This is a genomic window from Bacillus sp. SH5-2 (assembly GCF_008368905.1).
In the GTDB taxonomy this organism is placed as follows: Bacteria; Bacillota; Bacilli; order Bacillales; family Bacillaceae_G; genus Bacillus_A; species Bacillus_A luti.
In genome coordinates this window covers 107776-123551 of the sequence record NZ_QOSD01000013.1, presented here as the reverse complement: position 1 = coordinate 123551, position 15776 = coordinate 107776, and the positions used below count along the sequence as shown (strand labels likewise).

The window sequence follows — 15776 nt, the reverse complement described above, 5'->3', positions numbered from 1 at the left end:
CCGATTTTTGTATGCAACATATATTGATTAAATGTATTGATAAAGAAAGTGAGGCTAAAACAGGTGAACACTCCCCATCAATTCCCTCCCCCTCTTTTGTTTATCACAAAAGAGAAAGGATGTTACGAAAAAAGAATACTTGTCTTGGTTTCTATTAAGATAGATCCCAAGATTTTATCTCTTTGTTCAGGTTCGAGTCACCAATTTACTGCGACAGGTATATATTCCGATAAATCAACTAGAGACATTACAAATCTTGTAGAGTGGTACTCCAGTAATTCTTCAAGTGTAATAGTTTCAAATGAGGAAGAAACAAAGGGTTTGACTACAGCAATTGATACTGGGGGAGCTCAGATTTTTGCAAGATTAGACGGAATCATGAGTTCGGATAGTTTTCTCACCGTTGTTGAACCAGTGGTTCAAATGAAAACTTTAAAGGAATCCAATGATTGTACGTTGGATATAAAGAGAACAGTTTCTATGAATGAAACGATCAGTATGAATTTTCCTGGCAAAGCTTTCAGCTTTGGTAAGGGTGTCTTACTCCTTGAGAATGGTGTTGTTTCCTATGATTTTGCTAAACAGCTCTGGTCACTCACTAAATATACTGTTGTGCAGATATCCCCATCAATTATCAAAGATCAATACACTACAGGTAAACAATTGGCAGCGGATTACTGGTGTGTTTGGATGGGGATTCAAGGGAATATTACTGATATGGACATTATAGCAATGATGCAGCCAGGAGGGATCATTGCTGAATTCATTGAACTTGGTGGAATTTTCATTGTACAGGATACTAATACTAATCCAATAATTGTAACATCTGCTGAAGGATTTGAGTTCATTGGGGGTGAATCTGAGTCACTAACACAATTCTCCAGGCTTGTACAAATACCTTTGTCATTTGAGTATCTCCGAACATATTTATATATTAACTCTATCAAGAAAGGAGGTAACTCTATGGCCCTTGAAACGAACTGTCAGACTTGTACGCCTCCTGAAGGTTCCACATCGATCCTCACTGTGGATATACCAGGTGGTCTAGCTATAAATCTATTGGGGATTCATATCGAAGCTTGCCCAATCTGCGTTACAGTATTTACTGAGGGATCTGGTACAGCTACATCTCAACAACAAGATATTGCAAATAACCTCATTAAGGTCGTTCAGAATTTGATTCCAAACATTCCTAGTGCTTAAAGGGAAATAATCTGTAATTTAATACGAGGCCTGACTAAAAAATGGTCAGGCCTTTTTTTATTTTTTCGGATTGAGTTTGGATATTATTAAGTTGATACGTTTAATACTATGAAGTTTCGCTCCTACACGACGAATCAGTATTCTAGATCAAAAGATAAGAACATAATTATAAAAAGAAAAAACCTTTTATGAATGATTATTCACAAAAGGTTTTTATAACGTCCTATTATTGCGATTCAATATATAATCTGGAGGACTTTCGTGTCCACATAATTCTTGTTCTCAGAAGTTCTACCCTTTATGTTCAGGATGGAAATCTAATGGGTTAGTTCAGATTACGAAGGTCAGGCGTAGTGTTTAATATAGAGTTGGAGTCGGAGGAGAACAATGGAAGGAAACAATATCGTTTATAGCAACCGAATAATGATTCCATCTCCCGCCGAAAAACCTATAGCCATAAACTCTTTCGTGCCCAACAGTCGTCAAAAAAAACCAGAAATTATCTTCGTTTCTAAGCCACAGATACGTGAATCGAAATATACAATTTTGAAGACCCCAAGGGCTCTGGGCATAGAGTGGCATTTGTCGTATATATACCATGATTCAAGGTTCACTCCTTATTGAAATTAGACTTATAACTAATTTTATGCTCAGGGGCAAAGCTTAGATTGGATGTATGCCTAGTAGCCTACTTAAATTCAATTTTGAATGTATATAGTATATATGTGAGGTTAACATAACGTCCCATTATTGGTAGTTAATACATCTAGAAGTCTACAAAAATATCCTCCAGTTAAGCACTCTGGAGGATATTCATATTTACATTATCATTCTTAAAAAAAGCCACACAAAATGAAACCTCTTTAGCTCCCAAAAGGCTTATTCTTATCTATTAATAACTGTACATCGTCTTGCTCCTCTACAGATTAAACGCTCGGCTTCTCTTAATGAAATTGGAACAAGTACAGCTTCATCAACATCGTCTTCTACATCAAAAACCGCAAATGCTTCCCTACCCACGATTAAAACACAAATGAATTCTACTTCTAAATCATCATGAGACCTAGGAATACAATTAGAAATAGTACAACGTTGAATACCCGCTGCTAATAATGTTCTAGCTTCTTGCTCAGATATTCGAATAAAAACAAATTCCTCTATGGCTACATTTCCAACTTCCACTTCAATTTCTACTAGAAGAAAGAATCTGTTTCTAATTCTCACTATACAATTTGCTCCAATTGAAATAATATCTTCATTCATTCTTTTCACCTCCTTTAATACTATAAAATTCATAAAGAGGTGAAATGGTGTGGACAAGCAAACAAAATAGTTATTTTTTGAAATGTGAGATATCAGTTAACAACTATCATCAAAAAAACAGAAAAAACAACCTACACAACAGGAAGTTTTTTTTGTTTTTAGTCTGTATACGATATTCAAAATTAGTTAACATAACATAAAATTATCAGTAGCAAGAAAAAAGCGAATCCCTACTCTCAAAAGAAATCCACTTTTTTTTCTATAAATCTATTCATTTTTTATACATTCCTATCCTGGCGGTACCCCATTTAGAAGACTAGTATATACTGCTAGTCTTTTTTATTAATTTACAAATTGAAGTAATAAAGAAAAGACACCCTAAGGTGTCTTCCTCCGGCTTGAATCACTTTACTTTTAAAACTAAAGAATCTGCGTTAGTTCTGAATTCAAGACTCGTTGTGCAGTAATAATAACATTACCAGGTGCTATTCCGTAGACACTGTATAAACCACCGTTTTGATTAGGAACAATTTCAACTTCGTATTGAAGAGCTTGTCCCAAAGTAGAGTGAACTAAACTTAGATTTACAAAACCAGAAGCATTAGCAGCCACATTAAAGTTTACCTGTTCGATTAATGTTCTTGTACCGTCAAGTCTAAAAGATCTAACTACCCCAGTAAGTGGACCTGCAGTACGATTGAGAATTTTAACCCTCGCTCTAGTTGCATTACTAGGTTGATTTCCTACGTTTTCAATTGGACCAGTAGAGAAAGGCATATTAAATTCACCTCCCACTAAATTAAAGGATTAATAATCTATAGATTATAGTTTCATAGTATTCAATACTTTATTAAAATGATCTAAATCAATTAACCATTTTATTTTAATAATAAAAAATAAAGTTTACATAACCTTATGCTTTTTAATGATGAATGAGCAGGTCCTTTAAGAAATAAAAAAAGACACCCTAAGGTGCCTTCCTCCGACTTGAACCACTTTAATTTTAATAACATAGTTCTAATAGGGATGTTTCCTGTGGACTTTGTAAGTAGTTTTTACGAAATTATGAGTGTTTTTTATTCTGTATTTCAATAAGTTCATCTTTAATCATTTGTATATAATGTTCTTTTTCTGTTAATTCAAATATAAATAATGCTTTTTTCATATTATTAAGAACGTCTTCTTCATTATGTTGTTTAACCTTTAATAAATACTGACTTTTTAAATAGTATAGTTCACCTAATAGATATAAAGTGTTTAGATTAATAGCTAATTTGATGCCCTTATCAAGGTATTTTATTGCCTCTTCATGTTGATATGTGAGGTCTAAACATTTTGCTAAATTAAAAACGATTTTTAATTTAATTTCTTTATCTCTAGGAAAATCTAACTTATTAAAGTTAGTTAAACATCTTCTTAATATATTAATACTTTTTTCATATTCTTTATTTTCCCCATGAAATATAGCCATTGTCTGCATAATATCTATTTCTCTTTCTGATAAAAAATCAGAATTAGTTAAAGTTAGTTTTAATGCATGATTTAAAAGATCTAAAGCCGTTTTTATTGATTCATCCACCACAAATATAGCAATTGCTTCATGCCATATTAGAAATTGTTTCTCTTCTTTTGCTTGAAAATTATTTAAATTTTTCTCTTTTTTTACTATTTCATAAAGTTCTTTATATTGTTTTTGCTTTAAGCAATCTTTTATTACGTATTTTACATTTTCTACATATTTTATTTTTTTGTTTTGAGTTAGTGCAAATATATTATTTGGATCAATACCAAGTCTTTCTGATAATTGATATAACAATATGCTAGATGGATAAATCATACCTTTTTCTATCTTGCTAATTTGACTTTGTGAACATATTCCATGACATAATTCGGATTGTGACATATTTTTTTTAATTCTAAGTTCTTTAATGGTGATACCCAAATCGTTAAATTCCATTTTTCCCCCTACTATTTAGCACTTTATTAGTATAAGAATATTTTCTAACCTTTAATCTAATGTAAAATTAATATAGTTGCAATTATTGTACGTTTTAAAGGTCTTACCGTTTTCATAAGATGGTGAGGCTTTTATTATGTACAAGAAAAGACACCCTAAGGTGCCTTCCTCCGACTTGAACCACTTTAATTTTAATAATATGTATTGGACTCCCATCCACATATTATTTTATCATGTTAAGTTACTTCACACATTGAGAAATGTTGTTCAAATCTATATTTTAGTTGAAAGCATCCATTTGTACTTTCTCATAAATGTATCCAGCCTCTTCAGCTGTGATTCCAAAACGTTTAGCAGCTATTTCAGCAACTTGAGGATCATGTACTTCAGGGATGTAGTTTTCATCATAATTTGTAAGGATGTTATATTGCTCTTTCATGAATGTGAATATTGATTTGTAATTAATCCCGTTACTAGAATACTGTTCTTTATTATGTGGTGTGTAATTAGATGCATTATTGGAGTTACCTGTATAAGTATTATTAGTTGATTTTGATTTTTCTTTTTGTTCTTTTCTATCAGCATCTACTATATAATCATTTTTTGTATATGTTTCAAAATCGTTAATAAGAAGCCCTCTATACAGGATATTCATAACATATGTATCTTGGTTGTCTAATACTTGGATATCTGTGTATCTGCAGTTGTTATTACCTCCACAAGAAACCTGATTATAAGATCCTATAATTTTGTCGAACGCGTCGTTCATAGCTGCGTATGTTTCCATTTTGGATAAGTCAGAGAATTTTTCGTTCGCTTTTATTTGAACAATCACAGGCGTGGCATCATCTTCCTTTTCGCCAGCTTTATAAGTAACTGTTTCAATGTATGGCCCTAACTGACTATCTTCTAATTTATCTTTAGTAGCCGTCTCCACTGCTTTCATATCTGCCGAACAGCCAGTGAACATAAGACATGAAGCAGCCAATAATATCCCTATAAATCCTTTCTTCACATATATCCCCCCTAATTTTATTTATGTCTGATAATAAAATAAAAGCACTCTCTCGAGTGCGTTATTATTAATTTACTTGATTACACCACCAGAAACTCCGGACATTGCCATAATATCAATTATCTTATCTGATACAGTGGCTTCTTCTCCGCCTCCATAGTAGGCGTTTAATGCATCAATAAACCAATATGCATCGGCTGTTACCGATCTACCTGCAGATTTCATTGATTCAATAACTGTTTGAACATATATAAATTTGTCATCAAATGATAATTCAACCCAATCTCTACCAGTGGCATTCTTAATCTTTTCTACTTCTTCATTAGCTGGTGAAGAAGTACTAGTTGAAGGTGATGGATTACTACTTGCAGGTTGATTACTTATATCAGGTTTAATATATTTTCCATCTTTAGCACTTGCATCGTAAATAATATTCTTCTCATCCGCACTTTTGCCTTTATCATCTAAACGAAGCCACTCCCCAATTAAGCCAGGAAGATCATAGTTTGCATAGTATTCATGTTTATCAGTTTTTAGAACTACATTACCCAATTCACATCTTACACCTTTACCACAGAATACCTCTCCCTCTCGGTCATTACCTTGTGGTGTTCCGCTCTGTTTTTTGATTATTTTCCCTATAGTTGTCAAGTATTCATATTGTTCTTTAGGTTGTAAGTTATCAAATGAATCATTAAGGTACGCTACAATGTCATAATAATAATATGGATTTTTAGCATTTTGGTCTGATTTCTCCGTTTCTTTATATATTACAGACTTCAGATGATTTTTAATCTCTTTATCCTTTGATATTCCGGATACAATACCATCCAAATTTTCAGTGGTTTGTTCTGGTCCACCACAACCTGATAAAACTAACATTGCTGTGATAATAGTTAAAATGATTCTTTTCATAGTTGTCCTCAATTCTTGTTGTTTTTCCTGGATGCAATTTGCAAAATGTAAGATTTCCTGAAATATCATAACAGACTTAGTTACAATTATTTTGTCGTATTTTGTCGGAGGGTAACAAAAAAGACACCTAAAGGTGCCTTCCTCTGACTTGAACCACTTTAATTTTAATAATATGTATTGGACTTATTTTACCATGTTAAGTTATTTTCTTCATTGAGAAGTATGATCCCAATCTATTGTTTGCTTTCTGAAAGGTGATACGCGGTAATTTAATTTTTAATTATGTTTTGAATGTATACTTTTATTTTGTATTTTGAGGATATCAGGGGATCTGAATGTTAAATAATATTTAAAAGTTTACTTTCACTTAAAATCGAGCGAAGCGACAACCGTTTTAGGACGAGAAAATGAAATTTTGAGATTGAAAAAATGTTAAAGGTTATAGGAATCTCCGATTAAGTCAAAAACAAGGAGAAAGCTTAAAATCACAAAATTTACGTGTTTGGTATTAAGAAGGTTCTTTAATCCTCTACGTAGAATTTATTTGTTTGGATTTTTATTTTTCATTCAAAAAATCAAGGAGGATTCAAAATATGGAATTAATTAACAATAAAAATAAAGAAGCTTTTCATAGTACTCCAAGCAATCAAAACACATATCATTTTCTAAGTGAAAAAGTGACGGTTTTAGTATCAGGAGAACAAACAAATGGAGAATATGCTATTGCACATGTTATAGAACCCCCAAAATTAGGACCACCACTTCATATTCATAAAGATGAAGACGAAGCATTTTATATTTTAAAAGGACAATTTACTTTCTTTGTGGGGGACCAGATTATCGAAGTATCAGCTGGAGATTATGTATTTGCTCCTCGAGGTATTCCTCATAGATTCGTATCAGGCTCAGAACAATCTGAATTTATTGTTACTGCAACTCCAGCAGGTTTTGATCGATTTGTAAAACAATTGGGAACTCTCGTTTCAAAAAATGCACCTCTTCCTGAAGTGAAGCCACCTTCTTTAGAAGAACTTCAAAAACTTGTAAAAGTTTCAGAGACTTTTAATATCACATATCCAGATTTGAAAATATAACTGGTTCTGGTGCAAAAACTTTAGGACATCTATAAATTTTGGACATACTGATGCTACTACTCTAAAAAAAGACGTAATCAGTATGGAAAAGCAAAACCTATTCACGTGGAAGCATTATCAGTCTGAACTGATCTTATTAACAGTAAGGTGGTATCTGCGGTACAATTTAAGCTTTCGTAATCTGGTGGAAATGATGGAGGAAAAGGGATTATCCTTTGCTCATCCAGCCATTATGAGCTGGGTTCATCAATATGGACCTCAATTAGAAGAGAAAGTACGGGACATCAACAAATGACTCGTGGAGAGTCGATGAAACCTATATTAAATTAAAAGGGTAATGGATGTACCTGTATCGCGCCGTTGATTCAGAAGGGAATACCATTGATTTTTATCTAAGTAAATCAGGAGATAAACAAGCAGCCAAGTGCTTTTTCAAGAGAGCCTTGGCTTTTTCATACGTTTCTAAACCTCGCGTGATAACGGTAGATAAGACCCCCGCTTATCCTGTAGCAATTCGAGCGTTGAAAGAAGAAAAGCATATGCCCAAAGATATAGAACTAAGACAAATTAGATATCCCAATAACATAGTAGAACAAGATTATCGTTTTATTAAAAAACGTGTGCGTTCTATGTTAGGGTTCAAGTCTTTTAGCACAGCTACATCCATTCTTGCAGGAGTAGAAGCAATGCATATGATTAAAAAAGAACAGATTGATTTACAGGATCAGTCTGTTCAAAAACAGAAAGAATTTATCCATCAATTATTCGGGCTAACAGTATAAAATACAATTCCGCTAGAAATATATGTGCTATATTCTCTTTTAGTTTATCTTTGCACCAGAACCAATTTAATGAAGTGTTTACTACAAAAGGCCTAGGATGTAAGGATTTCTCATTAGTTTTCTTATTATTGGTCCGAGTTTTTCAAGCTATGACAAATGCTCTATGTCTGTATTATTTTCTCTTCCAATTACTATATGTTTTTAGCATACTATTAACTATAAGGAGGGAGTGTAGAAATGGAAGAAAAGAAAGTGACGTGGTTAGAACTCTTTTATGATTTGTTATTTGTGGCAGCGGTGACGGCTGCGACTCATGTTTTACTCCATGTTGAAGATGGTCATATCCATGCAGAGTATTTAGTAAAGTTTGTCCTAATTTTTATTCCAATCTGGTGGGCTTGGGTAGGGCAAACCATCTTTATTAACCGGTTTGGAAAAGATTTATTTCATCAACGAATCTTTTTGATCCTGCAGATGTTTTTTGTCCTAATAATGACATCAAGCTTATCCGCTGATTTTGATCCTTATTATCTTTCTTTTTTAATTGGCTATATTGGCTTAAGGGCAGTGACTGCAATCCAATATCTTATTGTCCAGCGTATAGAAGAGGGAGCTCGAAAAAAAGCAGCACTCTTTTTAGGAAGATATTTTTGGATTGGAATCGTTATTTCATTATTCTCCGTCTTTTTTGATTCTTGGATTCGATATGCTGCGTTGTATTTAGGAATTTTTATCGATATTATTGTCCCACTGCTTGGAAGAAAGTGTTTAGAAAAAGTTCCTACAAATACAGCTCACTTGTTAGAGAGATTTGGTCTATTTTCCATTATTCTCTTTGGGGAAGCACTTATAAGTACTCTTGTGGTCATTCAACCTAAACAAGGAAATTGGGATTCAATAAGCTTCGCGATCATTTCATTTATCCTCATTATTTCGATGTGGTGGCAATATTTCGATAACATGGAGAAGAAACTCGACAAGTCTAGACAAACTTCCGGTCAAATTATTATTTACGGTCATCTGTTTATTTTAATGTCTTTGAGTATGGTTGCGGCATCCATTAGACTATTATTTTTACATGAGGTCTATTATTCTTTTATCTTATATTTTGTTTTTGGTTCTGCATTGCTCTATTTCCTATCAACTACAATTGTTTTTCATCAATACAGGTTTGAAAAACACCGTTTGAAAATTTATCATTTATGCTTGTTTTTAGGGATTTTAGCAGTCTTTTTTGTTATTAATTTGGTTGTAGTAGTACCAAATATTGTGATAATAGGGCAATTAACCCTATTTTTTATCATCTATGCTAAATTAACAACTACATAAATAAAAGCATCAAAAAAACCAGTATCAAAACTTGAACCGCACCCCAATTGTTAGACACAGTCTAACAATTGAGGTGCGGTTTTTTATGACTAAATTTAATTCAGAACAGAAAATAAATGCTGTAATACGTTACCAAAATGGAAGATTCGGGATTAATTAATCGGGAACAGGAATGGAAAACAAAATACCTTTCATTGACTGAGGAAGGAAAAGGTTTTTTTAATGAAGCTGTTTTGAAACAAGAATAATTTCAAGCATCACAATTTTCCAACTTGACTTACAAGGGAAAAAACAGCTTCTAGGTTTACTTAGGGAAATTCCTAAAATATAGTAGGTAATCACATATCAACACTAATGGTAAGAGCGTTTGTAAACTTAAAAGGGGTACCGCCAGCATTTTGGAAAAAAACACGATAAGCAAAAAATAAAATAAGCCATCCATTTGGACAGCTCTTTTACATAATTCTCGTTGTAGGAAGTAAAAGCAAACCCTTCCCTACATGATACACAATAACTTATTATTATTGTTCCTGGGTTTTTCTCCTACGTTTCTTTATACAAAACTATGGCTTACTGGGGAGAGCCTTGTCTTCGAGTGATGTACTTACTAAACTGTGGGTTCTAAACTTTCAATTAATGATATTGATACAAAAATTACATCTTCTACACCAGGTTCTTTTAATACAGCTATACCATCCCAGACATCAATCACCTTTACTCGGTTTATCGATTGTAATCCAACTGAATGAATATTTAATAATTGTTTATTTTTTTTGTGTAATTTCAACCGTTTGCGTATGGATATTACACAGGTGTCTACAAGACAACGACAATTATTGCATGTTGGCGGAACGCATGTTGCCGGAACACATGTTGACGAATTTGTTAATGGCCTATAGGAAAAAATAAAACATATTGCCAAATCCAATTGTCCACCATCATTAGGAAGATTTGCTGTAACACTTCCACAGGAAACATTCGAAAAATTCAACACAGTATTGCTTCTATTAACAGTTTGAATGTCACTAGGTGAATTTCTAAAATTATATAAGACTTCTCTCATTTCCTTAACACTAATAATCTCTGTACACTCGCAATCTCGTTCTCTACACTTGCAATCTTGTTTTTTATCCATGATCTCACTTGTCCTTTCGAGTATTTTTAATATCATATGCATAAATACTCGAGTGTGAAAGTTAAGATGACCTAAGTCATTAACTGAAATTCGAAAGCGGATTTGCTTCATGCTTGTAATAGAATTATTGGATTCTATTACATTTCATTAGGATTTATTGCGTACCGCTAGCATTTTGGAAAAAAATCACGCTAAGTAAAAAAATAAGCCCTCCATTTGGACAGCTCATTTACATAATTCTCGTTATTGGAAGTTATAAGCATAGTTTGTATTATGTTTAGGTAAATCTCAATTTTCATTAAGCATATAAAGTTCCTAAAATAAATCAAGTATGATATTAGCTATGTAAGTTTCTAAGAATGCAGCAATGATAATTATAGGTAAAGTTAAAACAACATAAATTTTTATTACTTCTAAAATCTTTTTACCAAGAGATATTCTTTCTTTATCCTTTTTGAATAAATTTTTTAATTTGATTCTAATACATTTATTTAATTCAAAAAGAATGGCCGCAAATAAACAAAAAGCGAAAATTTCAAAAAGGTAATGAGGGATAGAAGAAATTATTATCCCAAAACCTTTTTGAAAATCAGCTTGTAATCCAATTCCAAAAAGAATCCCAGGAAGTGAAACAGTTAAAATTATATGTATAACATATAAAAATTGTATTGGTATCAAAGCTAATATAAACATTTGTAAAGGTACTATAAAACCATTATTAACAATATATGACCATACCTTTTCTATACCTGTTGATTCCTTTACTTGGTCTGGCAGTCTATTTCCTAGCCCTTCCATTATTTCTTTTAGATCGGGATTGATTACAAAGGTTATTATGGTTGCAATAACTGTTAGTGCTACTCCTAATATGAAAAAGTTAGTAGCTCTTTTAAATACAACCTTATTAATTACATTCGAAATAACTCTCACCTCTTTTTCTAAATTTTACCATCTGAATAATACGGTAGTAAAGAAATTTTTCTTGTATATCATATACACAAGAGGTTAACATAACGTCTCATTATCGGGATTCAATGTATTTAGAAGACTATTAAAAGTCCTCCAGTTAAATAATCTGGAGGACTTTCGTGTCCACATAATTCTTGTTCTCAGAAGTTCTATCATTTATGTTCAGGATGGAAATCTAATGGGTTAGTTCAGATTACGAAGGTCAGGCGTAGTGTTTAATACAGAGTTGGAGTCGGAGGAGAACAATGGAAGGAAACAATATCATTTATAGCAACCGAATAATGATTCCATCTCCCGCCGAAAAACCTATAGCCATAAACTCTTTCGTGCCCAACAGTCGTCAAAAAAAACCAGAAATTGTCTTCGTTTCTAAGCCACAGATACGTGAATCGAAATATACAATTTTGAAGACCCCAAGGGCTCTGGGCATAGAGTGGCATTTGTCGTATATATACCATGATTCGAGGTTCACTCCTTATTGAAATTAGACTTATAACTAATTTTATGCTCAGGGGCAAAGCTTAGATTGGATGTATGCCTAGTAGCCTACTTAAATTCAATTTTGAATGTATATAGTATATATGTGAGGTTAACATAACGTCCCATTATCAGTGGTAACCAAATCCCGGAAAGTCATTCATATCAATAGTTTTCTAGTTTTCCGTTCCCTTCTTTGTATGTAAAATTTCATACATTCCTGTCACAACAGTATTTGGCAGCTCAAACCGTTCTTGTAGTCTGCATGAAGTCCTGCATATTCTTAGCGTTTAAAATCTGCGTTTTGCCGTCAGTCCCCCATGCCCATCAAGCTAATATTTTGAAGTGTCCCCAAAGTAAAAATTTCATCTTTTCATAGGTGTCCATAAGAATTGAACCCATTTTTTTCGTTTTGGGGTAATTCTGAATTCTTAAGTTGATGGCGATGTGATAATGCTTCCATTTGAACAAATTTTCCTTTTCCATACCGATCACACATCTTTTGTAGAGTAATAGTATCAGCATATCCCAGTTCAAGAGGCTACTTACAAAATATTTAGAATTTTTTTGCGAGAATCCTCCGAAATGTAATACGGACTTTAAATACTTTCATTTATAATTCTCTATTTGTCTATACTTTTCATATCGCTGTTGTATAAGCTCTTCCGAGGATAATAGTATCAATTTTTTTAGAGATGATTCGATTACAGATTCAATCATTTTTGCCTGTGATTTTATATCATTTTGTGCTCCACCTTTAATTTCAGGAATGATTTCATCAATAATTCCTAAATGTTTTAAATCTTTTGCTGAAATTTTCATATGTTCAGCAGCTTCTGGAGCATACTTAGCGTCCTTCCATAGGATAGATGCTGCTCCTTCTGGCGAAATTACCGAGTACCATGAATACTCTAACATATGGATATGGTTACCGACACTAATGCCAAGAGCTCCACCACTTGATGCCTCTCCAATTACAATACAAACAATTGGCACTTTAAGTATAGTCATTTCAAATAGATTTCGAGCTATCGCTTCAGAAATTCCACGTTCTTCAGACCCTATCCCTGGATAGGCGCCTATTGTATCAATAAATGTAATAATAGGGCGATTAAATTTATCAGCTTGCTTCATAAGTCTTAGCGCTTTTCTATAACCTTCTGGATGTGCCATTCCAAAATTTCTTTCTATACTTTCCTTTGTATTTCTACCTCTTTGATGACCAATAACCGTAACGGGCATCCCTTTAAATTTTGCAATACCACCTATCATTGCTTTATCATCACCATATAATCGATCACCATGAAGTTCGAGAAAGTTTGTAAACAATAAAGGTATATAGTCCAATGTCGTGGGCCGGTTACGTAGCCTTGCAATTTGAACTCGTTGAAAAGATGTAATATTAGAATAAATTTTATCTTGCATTTTATTTAAACGTTTTTCTAATTCATGAATTTCTGACGATAAATCTACATTATTTTCTTTCATAATTTTCTTTAATTCATCAAATTTCTCTTTTAATTCAATAATAGGACGTTCAAAATCCAAGCTCATTTTATCCTCCAAATGTTATGATTTACCTCACTCTAATCAAAAGGCTTAGAAATAGAATCAATAAATAATTCAAAACCATCCACAACTATTTTTTGTTCTGATTCTGATAAATTATTGAGAATACTTTGATAAAACGTAATGGATTGCTCTCTTAAGCAATTAACAGTTATGTGACCTTTTTCTGTGAGGTGCAGAAAAAGTTCTCTTCTATTTTTTTCATTTACTTCACGATAAATAAGCCCCTTTTTTACTAACTTATCTACCAATCTACTTACAGTTGAAGTCTCTAATCTAAGTTTATTGGATAGTTGCCAAACAGTTAATTTTTCCACCTCTAGTTCCTCTAACGCCATCATTTGAGAAGTTGGTAAAGGTTTTTCAAATGGTCCATTGGGCAAATTTTGAGATTCAAAAACCCCAGTTATTATAATCATTTTCTTAATATCTGTTCTTAGTTTTAAGGCATCTTCTCTTTTCAAAAAGGTCACCCTCCTACAACTATTGTATCATACATCAATTGTATTATACATGAATATGATTTTTTCACAAGCTTAACGTAAGCCAATATTACAACATGGACGAGATATTTCTTCTTGTTAAAATGGTATAAGTGGATTGTTTTCTACAAATGGCAGAACATCAATTATGTATCAGGGGCCTTTATGGGGTCCCGCTCATCGAAATCAAGCTAAGAAAATAAAACTACCTCAAAAACGAAATTTTGTGATAACTTGTAACAAAATTTCGTTTTTGGGGGGAATTCTAAATTCTTAAGTTGATGGGCATGGGGTAGCACCAACAAAATGTTGTTTTTTCTTCAAAGCTTTTATTGCTTCACTTAAATAAATAGTATTCTACATACTAATTGCATTAATTAAGAGGTTTAGTGCACTACTTCTTGGAAGTTGATCTTGTAGCGCTCTTTCTCGTAATTCACTATGTTTTCCAAAGAAAATAGTGAAAGGCACGGCGATGAATACATTTACAAAATGACAAAACTGTAAGAATACACGAATGTTTGTAAGAAAGTTCGATGTTTTCCTTTTTCTTTTTTTATTATAGTGAAGAAGAAGAACGAAATATTCTCTTATGTAGGAAAGGAAGATAATAATGATTGATCTATTAAATAAATGGATGTTAGAAAGTACAGGCAATTTCAATATCGTTGTAGGACTTACAGCACTTCTATTTTTGGGTTCAGTAATTGCACTTATTATTATTTACAAAAAAATTGGTAAACCAGATGAAAAAACAAATCCTATTTATTTTAAAATTATTTCTTGTATGTTTACTACTCAAATTCTAATGAATTGCATATTTATTTCTTTAGTTGGTAAAGATATCGAGAATTTCCGTCAAATCTTTATATTATTTGAAGCCTTTGTATTCTTCGTTGGAGCTATTTATTCGTTTAAATTATATAGACAAGAATTTAAATAATTTACTTGTAAGAAACAATAAAAAACAGTAGTGATTTTTTTATACACTACTGTTTTTTATTGTTCATTTTTAGTTAATTGTATATTCTATACATCTGAGGTTAACATAACGTCTCATTATCAGTAGGTTCCTGGCTTTCCGTTCCCTTCTTTGTATGCAAGATTTCATACATTCCTGTCACAACAGTATTTGGGAGCTCAAACAGTTCTTGTAGTCTGCATGAGATCCTGCATATTCTTAGCGTATAAAATCTGCGTTTTGCCGTCAATCCCCCATAAAGAAAAGACACTCTTATCAGTGCCTTTTCTTTATTTTTATAGCAATAGAAGATTTTTATTAGTAGGGGTCTCACCAACTAATTGACATAAAACCCTCTTATCAGTAGTTAGTCTGCCTAATTTCAAATGAGAATAAGCTCTTTTATTTTCTTTAAGCATAGCATGTAAAAGAATATGAAATATTTATGAAGAGTGGGTGTAAACATGACATTAGATTCTCACCGTATTATAGGTTTCCCTGGAATGGGTATGGGCGGTTTCCCTGGAACAGGTATGGGTAGTTTCCCTGGAATGGGTATGGGCGGTTTCCCTGGAACAGGTATGGGCGGTTTCCCTGGAATGGGTATGGGCGGTTTCCCTGGAAC

The 15776-nt window shown here is 32.7% G+C and carries 13 protein-coding genes and 2 pseudogenes; 5 read left to right on the top strand and 10 right to left on the bottom strand.

Annotation, left to right across the window (positions count from 1 at the left end; all coding sequences use genetic code 11):
* Window positions 1-144: 144 nt before the first annotated feature.
* On the top strand, window positions 145-1203 hold the full coding sequence (locus DN410_RS10780; RefSeq protein ID WP_255446725.1) for an Ig-like domain-containing protein: 1059 nt from the start codon (window positions 145-147) through the stop codon (window positions 1201-1203).
* 885 nt (window positions 1204-2088) lie between these two features.
* Here DN410_RS10780 and DN410_RS10775 read toward each other — a convergent pair.
* The 5 genes from DN410_RS10775 to DN410_RS10755 all read right to left on the bottom strand — a co-directional run bounded on the left by DN410_RS10775 (window position 2089) and on the right by DN410_RS10755 (window position 6353).
* Window positions 2089-2466: a hypothetical protein gene (locus tag DN410_RS10775; RefSeq protein WP_149176486.1), complete on the bottom strand. Its 378-nt coding sequence runs from the start codon at window positions 2464-2466 to the stop codon at window positions 2089-2091.
* Between the two features lie 420 nt (window positions 2467-2886).
* Complete coding sequence (locus tag DN410_RS10770) at window positions 2887-3243, bottom strand: ATPase (protein ID WP_098268475.1); 357 nt, start codon at window positions 3241-3243, stop codon at window positions 2887-2889.
* Between the two features lie 286 nt (window positions 3244-3529).
* On the bottom strand, window positions 3530-4423 hold the full coding sequence (locus DN410_RS10765) for a helix-turn-helix domain-containing protein (protein ID WP_149176485.1): 894 nt from the start codon (window positions 4421-4423) through the stop codon (window positions 3530-3532).
* A 280-nt stretch (window positions 4424-4703) separates the two neighbouring features.
* Complete coding sequence (locus DN410_RS10760) at window positions 4704-5438, bottom strand: hypothetical protein (RefSeq protein WP_149176484.1); 735 nt, start codon at window positions 5436-5438, stop codon at window positions 4704-4706.
* 72 nt (window positions 5439-5510) lie between these two features.
* The gene (locus DN410_RS10755) at window positions 5511-6353 is read right to left on the bottom strand and encodes a hypothetical protein (RefSeq protein ID WP_149176483.1); all 843 of its coding nucleotides are present in this window, start codon (window positions 6351-6353) and stop codon (window positions 5511-5513) included.
* 593 nt (window positions 6354-6946) lie between these two features.
* Between DN410_RS10755 and DN410_RS10750 the strand changes: the two genes are divergently transcribed.
* The 3 genes and pseudogenes from DN410_RS10750 (at window position 6947) to DN410_RS10740 (ending at window position 9558) form a co-directional block, all read left to right on the top strand.
* Window positions 6947-7447: a cupin domain-containing protein gene (locus tag DN410_RS10750; RefSeq protein WP_149176482.1), complete on the top strand. Its 501-nt coding sequence runs from the start codon at window positions 6947-6949 to the stop codon at window positions 7445-7447.
* 82 nt (window positions 7448-7529) lie between these two features.
* Window positions 7530-8229: pseudogene (locus DN410_RS10745) on the top strand (IS6 family transposase).
* A 237-nt stretch (window positions 8230-8466) separates the two neighbouring features.
* Window positions 8467-9558 carry a low temperature requirement protein A gene (locus DN410_RS10740; protein ID WP_149176481.1) on the top strand — a complete coding sequence of 364 codons (1092 nt, stop codon included), beginning with the start codon at window positions 8467-8469 and terminating at the stop codon, window positions 9556-9558.
* A gap of 607 nt (window positions 9559-10165) precedes the next feature.
* Here the strand turns inward: DN410_RS10740 and DN410_RS10730 are convergent.
* The 5 genes and pseudogenes from DN410_RS10730 to DN410_RS28750 form a co-directional block, all read right to left on the bottom strand.
* On the bottom strand, window positions 10166-10693 hold the full coding sequence (locus DN410_RS10730; RefSeq protein ID WP_149176480.1) for a hypothetical protein: 528 nt from the start codon (window positions 10691-10693) through the stop codon (window positions 10166-10168).
* A gap of 315 nt (window positions 10694-11008) precedes the next feature.
* Complete coding sequence (locus DN410_RS10725) at window positions 11009-11623, bottom strand: stage II sporulation protein M (RefSeq protein WP_149176479.1); 615 nt, start codon at window positions 11621-11623, stop codon at window positions 11009-11011.
* A 1125-nt stretch (window positions 11624-12748) separates the two neighbouring features.
* Window positions 12749-13693, bottom strand: a complete 945-nt coding sequence (locus DN410_RS10720; RefSeq protein WP_149176478.1) for an acetyl-CoA carboxylase carboxyltransferase subunit alpha — start codon at window positions 13691-13693, stop codon at window positions 12749-12751.
* Window positions 13694-13725: 32 nt separating this feature from the next.
* On the bottom strand, window positions 13726-14172 hold the full coding sequence (locus tag DN410_RS10715) for a MarR family winged helix-turn-helix transcriptional regulator (protein ID WP_000817662.1): 447 nt from the start codon (window positions 14170-14172) through the stop codon (window positions 13726-13728).
* A 378-nt stretch (window positions 14173-14550) separates the two neighbouring features.
* Window positions 14551-14664, bottom strand: a pseudogene (locus tag DN410_RS28750) (transposase); the annotation flags it as partial.
* A 139-nt stretch (window positions 14665-14803) separates the two neighbouring features.
* Between DN410_RS28750 and DN410_RS10705 the strand changes: the two are divergent.
* Window positions 14804-15133, top strand: a complete 330-nt coding sequence (locus tag DN410_RS10705; protein ID WP_149176476.1) for a 6-aminohexanoate hydrolase — start codon at window positions 14804-14806, stop codon at window positions 15131-15133.
* The last annotated feature ends 643 nt before the right edge of the window (window positions 15134-15776 follow it).

What these genes read in the sequence shown, in the direction of transcription:
- DN410_RS10765 (WP_149176485.1), bottom strand. Translation starts at nt 4,423, where the DNA reads ATGGAATTTAACGATTTGGGTATCACCATTAAAGAACTTAGAATTAAA.
- DN410_RS10755 (WP_149176483.1), bottom strand. Translation starts at nt 6,353, where the DNA reads ATGAAAAGAATCATTTTAACTATTATCACAGCAATGTTAGTTTTATCA.
- DN410_RS10750 (WP_149176482.1), top strand. Translation starts at nt 6,947, where the DNA reads ATGGAATTAATTAACAATAAAAATAAAGAAGCTTTTCATAGTACTCCA.
- DN410_RS10740 (WP_149176481.1), top strand. Translation starts at nt 8,467, where the DNA reads ATGGAAGAAAAGAAAGTGACGTGGTTAGAACTCTTTTATGATTTGTTA.
- DN410_RS10705 (WP_149176476.1), top strand. Translation starts at nt 14,804, where the DNA reads ATGATTGATCTATTAAATAAATGGATGTTAGAAAGTACAGGCAATTTC.
- DN410_RS10730 (WP_149176480.1), bottom strand. Translation starts at nt 10,693, where the DNA reads ATGGATAAAAAACAAGATTGCAAGTGTAGAGAACGAGATTGCGAGTGT.
- DN410_RS10720 (WP_149176478.1), bottom strand. Translation starts at nt 13,693, where the DNA reads ATGAGCTTGGATTTTGAACGTCCTATTATTGAATTAAAAGAGAAATTT.
- DN410_RS10775 (WP_149176486.1), bottom strand. Translation starts at nt 2,466, where the DNA reads ATGAATGAAGATATTATTTCAATTGGAGCAAATTGTATAGTGAGAATT.
- DN410_RS10770 (WP_098268475.1), bottom strand. Translation starts at nt 3,243, where the DNA reads ATGCCTTTCTCTACTGGTCCAATTGAAAACGTAGGAAATCAACCTAGT.